Source organism: Komagataeibacter kakiaceti JCM 25156 (genome assembly GCF_000613305.1).
The window spans coordinates 1-7,979 of sequence record NZ_BAIO01000083.1; the positions used below are offsets into that span (position 1 = coordinate 1).

Sequence of the window (7,979 nt, forward strand, 5' to 3'; positions counted from 1 at the left end):
CACCGGCCGCCGCCGCCGCACCCATGGCGCCAACCGCCATGCCAGTACCGACTGCCGCGCCCGCACCAAGCTGCGGGGCACCGGAAATCAGACCATTGGCGATGCTGCCGCCATAAATGGCGAGCCCGACTATCGAAAGCGACGCCAGCACCACCGAGACGGCCTGGCCGATGGTCGGCACATCGCTACCATAGGACGTCGTGAACTGGGCGAACAGAACGGACGCAATGGCGGAAATGACCGCCAGCACCATGATCTTCACACCCGAGGAGACGACATTGCCCAGCACCTTCTCCGCGAGGAAAGCCGTGCGATTGAAAAGGGCGAACGGGATCAGCACAAAGCCTGCAAGCGTGGTCAGCTTGAACTCGATCAGCGCCACGAAAAGCTGCACGGCGAGAATGAAAAAGGCTGCCAGCACGATCAGCCAGGACAGACACAGCACGAAGATCTGGATGAAGTTGGTAAAGAAGGCGACCGGACCAAGGAGATTGTGGACAGAGTCCAGAAGCGGCTGCGCTGCCGTAAATCCGGTCGAGGCCAGTCGGCCGGGCCGCAGGAAGTTTCCAAGCGCCAGACTGCCACCGCCGACCTTCAGTCCGAGGGCCGCAAAGCTGTCGAAGACGATCTTCGAGAGCGCATCGAAATCGTTGATGACCCAAGCGAAGAAGCCGATATAGAGCGTCTTTTTCACCAGACGCTGGATGATGTCCTCATCCGCCGCCCAGGCCCAGAACAGACCGGCCAGCGCGATGTCCAGCACCGACAGCGTACCTGCCAGCGAGATCACATTCCCCTTCACCAGACCGAAGCCGGTATCGATGGTGGTGGTGAAGGTGTTCAGAAAGGTATCGATAACGCCGACATCGTTCATGGCCATGGTGGTCAGTTCCCGCTGCTGCCGAACATGGACACCGAAGTCGGGCTGTAGGCATCATATTGGGAGAAATGCTGGTACTGAGCCTCGCTCTCGGCTTCGGTGGCCGCATTCCGCGCCCGCTCCAGCGCCGTGGCCCGCCCGTTGGCAGCGAGTTCGGCCTGGATGTCAGACAACTGGCGCGACTGAAGTGCCAGAAGCTGATTGCCTGCCTGCGCCGCCTGCAGGGCACCTGTGGAATCCTGGCTGGCCGAGACAAGCTGGGTCATGGCGCTATTGTCGGAAGGAATATTCCCCACAACACGCGCCTGCAGTTTCAGGGCATCCTCAAAGCCGCCTATGGAATTCTGCCACCTTGTCTGCGCCTGGCTGAACAGGGCGCTGTCGGACATGCCTGATGAGACGGATGTGTAGGCCTGCTGGTACTGCTGCTCGACGGACTGGACGCTGTAGGCGATGTTCTGCGCCTGCGCGAGCAGTGCCGTGGTCTGGGAAATCGTCGATTGCAGCGTCGAGAGAGTCGATAGCGGCAGGCTCGCCAGATTACGTCCCTGATTGACCAGCATCTGTGCCTGGTTGGCCAGCGAGGTGATCTGATTATCGATCTGCTGGAGGGTCCGTGCCGCGATGAGAACATTCTGGACATGGTTGGCTCCGTCATACACCGCCCATTGTGCCCGGGCCTGTGGAACGCCAAGCGACAGCAGGACCGCCGTACCGCAGAGAAAGACCACCGGCCTCATGACACAGATCTTTCCCGCAGAAGGTCCGCAGCCCACGCTATGCCGCGCGCCTCAAACCAGGCCGGGAGAAATCCGGGACGGCCATGTTCCGCCAGCACTGCATCGATCAGCCGGTGGTCGTCCTTGCCGGATGCCGCGCATAGGGCGAGCGCCACCCGGCCGAGCCCCAGTTCGAACAGCCGGTTTCCCCGCTGGGTCTGGCAATAATATTCCCGCTTCGATGCCGCACGGGCGATGATGGCGATCTGCCGGTCATTCAGCCCGAAATCGCGGTAGAGCATCATAATCTGCGGCTCGATCGCCCGCTCATTGGGCAGGAAGATCCGTGTCGGGCAGCTTTCCACTACCGCCGGGGCGATCGGCGAATTGGCAATATCCGACAGGGACTGCGTGGCAAAGATGACGCTGGCGTTCTTCTTGCGCAGGGTTTTCAGCCATTCCCGGAGCTGGCCAGCGAAATCGCCGTCATCCAGGACCAGCCAGCCCTCATCGACGACCAGCAGAGTCGGACGCCCGTCCAGTCGGCCCTCGATGCGATGGAACAGATGGGACAACACGGGAGACGCTGCGCCGGAACCGATCAGCCCCTCCGTCTCGAACACCACGACGTCGGCATCACCCAGCCGCTCGGTGTCCGCATCGAGCAGGCGGCCATAGGGACCACCCAGCAGTACGGCGCCATTGCCTGCTTCAGGGCATTGGACTGGAGGAGCGCTACCAGCCGGACATCGTTCGCTCCTGCACGGGAGACGACGCAAGGGAATTCAGGGCCGACCAAAGGTAAGACTTCACCTCCGGGGTCAGCGTTACCCCTTCACCGACAAGGATCTGGCCGAGCCATTCTGTGGCCCATTTGCGCTCATCGGGATCATCGATCGCTGCCAGCGGCTGGAGCGATACACTGCCACCCTGTTCTCCCGACAGATCAGCGTCTGTCAGCCCACCGCCGAGATCGTGCCAATCCCCGCCCATCGCCAGCGTTGCGGCGCGCATCGACCCGCCAAAATCGAAGGCGAAGATCTGCGCACCCACATACCGGCGGAACTGCAACGCCATCAGCGCCAGCAGCACGGATTTGCCCGCTCCCGTCGGTCCCGCGATCAGCGTGTGACCCACATCGCCGACATGCAGGGAAAACCGGAACGGTGTGGCACCCGCCGTCCTGCCGTAGAAAAGCGGTGCTGCCTTGAAATGCCCGTCCTGCTCCGGCCCGGCCCATACGGCGGAGAGCGGGATCATATGTGCCAGATTCAGTGTCGAGACCGGGGGCTGACGCACATTGGCGTAGACATACCCCGGCAGAGATCCCAGCCACGCTTCCACCGCGTTGAGGCTTTCCGTCATACAGGTGAAGTCGCGCCCCTGGATGACCTTCTCGACCAGCCGGAGCTTCTCGGCGGCGATGGAGGCAGAACCGTCCCAGACCGTGATGGTCGCGGTAAGATACGCCTGTCCCACATCGTCAGCACCAAGGGACTGCATAGCCAGATCGGCGTCGGCCGCCTTGTTGGCGGCATCGTTGTCCACGAGGACCGAGGCCTCGTTGGTCATCACCTCCCGGACAATGGCTGCAATGCTCTTGCGCTTTGCAAACCATTGCCGCCGGATCTTCGTCAGAACCTTGGTGGCGTCGGTCTTGTCGAGCAGGATCGCGCGGGTGGACCAGCGATAGGGCATGGCCAGTCGGTTCAGATCGTCCAGAATTCCGGGAAAGGTCCGTGACGGGAAGCCGGTGATCGTCAGGGTCTTGATAAACGCATCACCGAGTTTCGGTTCCAGACCGCCCGACAGCGGCTGGTCCACCAGCAACGCATCCAGATGCATGGGAATTTCCGGCACCCTCACTCGCTGGTGCCGAGTGGAAATCGTCGAATGCAGGTAGGTCAGCGTCTCGCCGTCATCCAGCCAGACGGCCTCGGGCATGAACCCGTCCAGCAGGGCAAGAAGCCGATCACTGCGATCCACGAAGCATGGAGCATGCCGTGTGGATCTGGGCCGTCCCGTTCCCTGCCCTCATAGAGAAAATGCTCGGCACGGCCTGATGATTCCGCCGGCGGCAACCAGACCAGGGTCAGGAAATACCGGCTCTCGAAATGCGCGCCCTCATCTTCGAAGGCTTCCCGGCGTTCCAGATCGACCATTTGGCTGGCGGCATCAGGAAAATCACTCTCGGGATACACTGTCGCCGGGACGCGCTGCGCTTCCACGAACACCGCCCAGCCGGAACCCAGACGGCGCAGGGCGTTGTTCAGCCGACCCGTCACGCCGACCAGTTCGGCAGGCGTGGCGCTATCCAGATCAGGGCCTCGAATTTTCGCCGTGCGCTGGAACGAACCGTCCTTGTTCAGAACCACGCCCTTTTCGACCAGTGCGGCCCAGGGGAGAAAATCCGACAGGAGGGCAGCACGGTTGCGATATTCGCCAAGGGACATCATCGCACTGCTCTCCCTACGCCCGCAGCCAGGCGGGGTAGCGCAGATGCCGTCGCCCCACCTCAATGAAGAAAGGATCGCGCCTGGCACCCCAGACCGCGAGTCCGTGGCCAACGATCCAGAACACGGCCCCGATCAGCCAGAGGCGCAGACCGAGGGCGATCGCTGCCGCCAGCGTGCCGTTGGCGATGGCGACGGCACGGGGCGCCCCACCCAGCAGGATCGGGTCGGTCAGCGAGCGATGCACCGGGACATGAAAGCCCGGCACCGCGTCATCGTCATATCCCGCCATCAGATCAGTGCCCCGCCGGAGAAGGAGAAGAACGACAGGAAGAAGCTGGATGCTGCAAAAGCGATGCTGAGTCCAAAGACGATCTGGATCAGGCGGCGAAACCCGCCGGATGTTTCCCCGAACGCCAGGGTCAGACCCGTGACCGTGATGATGATGACCGAGATGATCTTCGCCACCGGTCCCTGCACGGACTCCAGGATCTCGTTCAGAGGCGTCTCCCACGGCATGCTGGATCCTGACGCCCATGCCGATGACGCGAAAGCAAGCGACAGCAGCATGGAGGTTCCGAACACACGCAGATCCGGCACATGCCGGTCAGGACGTGCGACAGCGCACACGATGGCGCGCAGACGTGAAGGCAGAATCATGATGACTCTCCATTGGCAGAGCGGGATTTTTCGAGAGACGAGAGGCTGACCGGACGGATGCGATAGGTGTCCGTCACGGGATCAAGCCCCTCGATTTCAGCCAGTTCGGACAGGCGGCGTGCCGTGCCGCGTCCGGACAGGACCGCGATCACATCGATGGTTTCGGCGATCATGGCGCGTGGCACCGTGACCACCGCCTCCTGGATCAGCTGTTCCAGACGATACAGGGCCGCCAGCACCGATCCGGCATGCAGCGTGCCGATACCGCCCGGATGGCCGGTTCCCCATGCCTTGACCAGATCGAGCGCTTCAGCCCCACGCACCTCACCGATGGGGATACGGTCCGGACGCAGGCGCAGGCCGGACCGGACAAGGTCCGAAAGGGTGATCACACCTTCGCGGCTCCGCAGGGCGATGAGATTGGGCGCCGTGCATTGCAGTTCGCGCGTATCTTCGATCAGCACGACGCGATCGCCGGTTTTCGCAACCTCGGCCAACAGGGCATTGACCAGCGTGGTCTTGCCGGTCGAGGTGCCCCCTGCGACCAGGATGTTTTTCCGTTCCGCAACAGCGCGGCGCAGGAAATCTGCCTGTGCATCGGTCATGATCCCGGCAGCAACATAATCGTCGAGTGTGAACACGGCGACGGCAGGTTTGCGGATGGCGAAACTCGGGGCTGTCACCACTGGCGGCAGCAATCCCTCGAACCGCTCACCGGTTGGCAGTTCGGCCGAGACGCGTGGTGCCGCTTCATGCACCTCCGCCCCGACATGGTGGGCCACGAGACGCACGATGCGCTCGGCATCGGCTGGCGTAACCCTGTCGCCCGTATCGCCCAGCCCCTCGGACAGACGGTCGATCCAGAGCCGCCCATCGGGATTGAGCATGACCTCGACCACAGCGGGATCAGCGAGATGCCGGGCAATCGCCGGTCCCATCGCCGTGCGCAGCATGGACATGCCACGCTGTCGGGCACCATTTTCAATCGGTGTAACCGCCATGGGAATCCCCGTCCGTATGGGTCATCCGGCTTTTCCGGACGACGACGGGGATCATTAGAGAGTGCTGTTTTCTCCCGTTTTCAACAGTATTTTCCTGCGATCGTACAGGATCGTAACGGATGCGGTTTTTACTTGCTGGCTGCGGACATCATGATTCCGACGCAGGAGGCACATCGTCGGGGATCTCCTGCCGGAAAAGTGGCCCCCGGCTGAGTCGTCGGCCAAGGGCAGCCACGAACGCCTCGTAACGTTCCGCCCCCTGCGCCCGCGCCGCCGCTGCGGCCGGTTCCGGCAAGGACGGGCTGACCGTCATCCAGTAGCGGATAAACAGGGCCAGCGTCTCAAGGCTGATCCCGAGATCGCGCTCCATGCGGGCGACCTGCCGGTCAAGGCGGTCCAGCCTGCGGCTCATCGCCGCCTCCCGCCGTTCATCAGCATCGGGCGACAGGAAGGATGCGATGGCGGCCTCCGCCACCAGGGACAGGGACAGATCGCGCCGCGCCGCATGGGCGGTCAGGGCGTCCAGTAGCTTCGGTTCCAGATAGACCGACAGCCGCGCCTTCTTGGGGGATGTTCTCATCACGCCCTCACAGCCCAAGGTCATTGCCACGGTCGAGGCCGGCCTGCCGGGCGATCCGCGTCAGGTCGGCACGATCCCGTGCTTCCGGATCCGGTGGCAGTTCCTCGCCAAACAGGTCCGGTGCGGTGCGCGCCCTGTGCTTACCGGCATCCGCCGGGTCATGCTCGCGCGACCATTTCCGTCCCGTGCCGAGGGATTCATCGCTATCGGCATCGTCGGATTTGTCGGGTGCTGCCGACACCCCCGCCTGCTCCGGTGGCGGGGTGACAGGAGACGGACGACCACTCCAGTCATCGGGCCGGACAGGCCGGGGCAGCTGCGCCGGATCGGGCGGCGGCAGAACGCGTTCGACGAAGCGGTGATCCCGAAAATACCGCGCCTTGCGCGCGCGGATGGGCGGACAGCCCGCCACCATGACAACCTCCTCCCGTGCCGGGAGTTGCTGGACCTCGCCCACCGTCATCAAGGGCCGCGCGCTTTCCTGACGCGAGACCATGAGATGCCCGAGCCAGGGCGAGAGACGGTGCCCCGCATAGTTCTTCTGCGAGCGGATCTCGGTGGCCACACCCAGACCGTCGGACACGCGTTTCGCGGTGCGTTCATCGTTCGTGGCGAAGGATACTCGGACATGGCAGTTGTCAAGAATGCTATTGTTCTGACCGTACGCCTTGTCGATCTGGTTGAGGCTTTGGGCGATCAGGAACGCCTTAATCCCGTAGCCCGCCATGAAGGCCAGCGCGCTCTCGAAGAAATCTAGCCGGCCAAGGGCAGGAAATTCATCCAGCATCAGCAGCAGGCGACGCCGCCCCGCCCGGCCGGACAGATCCTCCGTCAGCCGCCGCCCGATCTGGTTCAGGATCAGGCGGATCAGAGGCTTGGTGCGGCTGATATCCGAGGGCGGGATGACAAAATACAGCGAGACGGGCTGGTCGCCCTCCAGCAGATCGCCGATCCGCCATTCGCAACGACTGGTCACGGTGGCCACCACCGGATCGCGGTAGAGGCCGAGAAACGACATGGCGGTCGAGAGCACGCCGGAGCGCTCATTGTCCGACTTGTTCAGCAATTCCCGCGCCGCCGACGCCACGACGGGGTGTGGCCCCGCCTCCCCAAGATGCGATGTCCGCATCATGGCCGACAGGGTCGCCTCGATCGACCGCTTGGGGTCAGAGAGGAATTTCGCCACCCCGGCGAGTGTCTTGTCGTCCTCGGCGTAGAGCACGTGCAGGATCGCACCGACCAGCAGGGCATGGGAAGTCTTCTCCCAATGGTTGCGGCGCTCCAGTGAGCCCTCGGGATCGACCAGGATGTCGGCGATGTTCTGGACATCGCGAACCTCCGACGCCCCGCGCCGGACCTCCAGCAGCGGGTTGTAGGCCGAGGACGCCGGATTGGTGGGGTCGAACAGCAGCACCCGCCCGAAGCGATTCCGGAAACCGGCAGTGATCTGCCAGTTCTCACCCTTGATGTCATGGATGATGGCTGAACCCGGCCAGGTCAGGAGTGTAGGGACCACCATGCCCACCCCCTTGCCAGTGCGCGTCGGCGCGAAGGTCAGGACGTGCTCAGGGCCATCATGCCGGAGATAGGCCCGGCGGTATTTCCCCAGCACCACGCCATCCTCGCCCAGCAGTCCGGCCGCGCGGATTTCCGCATCCTCCGCCCAGCGGGCGGAGCCATAGGTCC

General features: G+C 63.4%; 7 protein-coding genes and 1 pseudogene. All 8 read right to left on the reverse strand.

Annotation, left to right across the window (positions count from 1 at the left end; genetic code table 11):
• A partial coding sequence (trbL, locus tag JCM25156_RS07000) for a P-type conjugative transfer protein TrbL (protein ID WP_025812595.1) occupies positions 1-880 on the reverse strand: 880 nt, incomplete at its 3' end.
• Between the two features lie 5 nt (positions 881-885).
• A complete protein-coding gene (gene trbJ, locus JCM25156_RS07005; protein WP_025812596.1) occupies positions 886-1,620 on the reverse strand; it encodes a P-type conjugative transfer protein TrbJ in 735 nt (244 codons plus the stop codon).
• A pseudogene (trbE, locus tag JCM25156_RS22250) lies at positions 1,617-4,055 on the reverse strand (conjugal transfer protein TrbE). Before trbE ends, trbJ begins: the two are co-directional and overlap by 4 nt.
• A 13-nt stretch (positions 4,056-4,068) precedes the next feature.
• Positions 4,069-4,344 carry a VirB3 family type IV secretion system protein gene (locus tag JCM25156_RS07015; RefSeq protein ID WP_025812597.1) on the reverse strand — a complete coding sequence of 92 codons (276 nt, stop codon included), beginning with the start codon at positions 4,342-4,344 and terminating at the stop codon, positions 4,069-4,071.
• Positions 4,344-4,712 carry a TrbC/VirB2 family type IV secretion system protein gene (locus JCM25156_RS07020; protein ID WP_025812598.1) on the reverse strand — a complete coding sequence of 123 codons (369 nt, stop codon included), beginning with the start codon at positions 4,710-4,712 and terminating at the stop codon, positions 4,344-4,346. The genes JCM25156_RS07015 and JCM25156_RS07020 overlap by 1 nt, the downstream gene beginning before the upstream one ends.
• Positions 4,709-5,713 (reverse strand): P-type conjugative transfer ATPase TrbB, encoded by a 1,005-nt coding sequence (gene trbB / locus JCM25156_RS07025; RefSeq protein WP_025812599.1) that lies wholly within the window; start codon positions 5,711-5,713, stop codon positions 4,709-4,711. Before trbB ends, JCM25156_RS07020 begins: the two co-directional genes overlap by 4 nt.
• 148 nt (positions 5,714-5,861) lie before the next feature.
• Positions 5,862-6,293, reverse strand: coding sequence for a ribbon-helix-helix protein, CopG family (locus tag JCM25156_RS07030; protein ID WP_025812600.1), 432 nt, complete (start codon positions 6,291-6,293; stop codon positions 5,862-5,864).
• A 7-nt stretch (positions 6,294-6,300) separates the two neighbouring features.
• Positions 6,301-7,979 (reverse strand): conjugal transfer protein TraG (locus JCM25156_RS07035; RefSeq protein WP_025812601.1); only part of this gene is annotated, 1,679 nt, incomplete at its 5' end.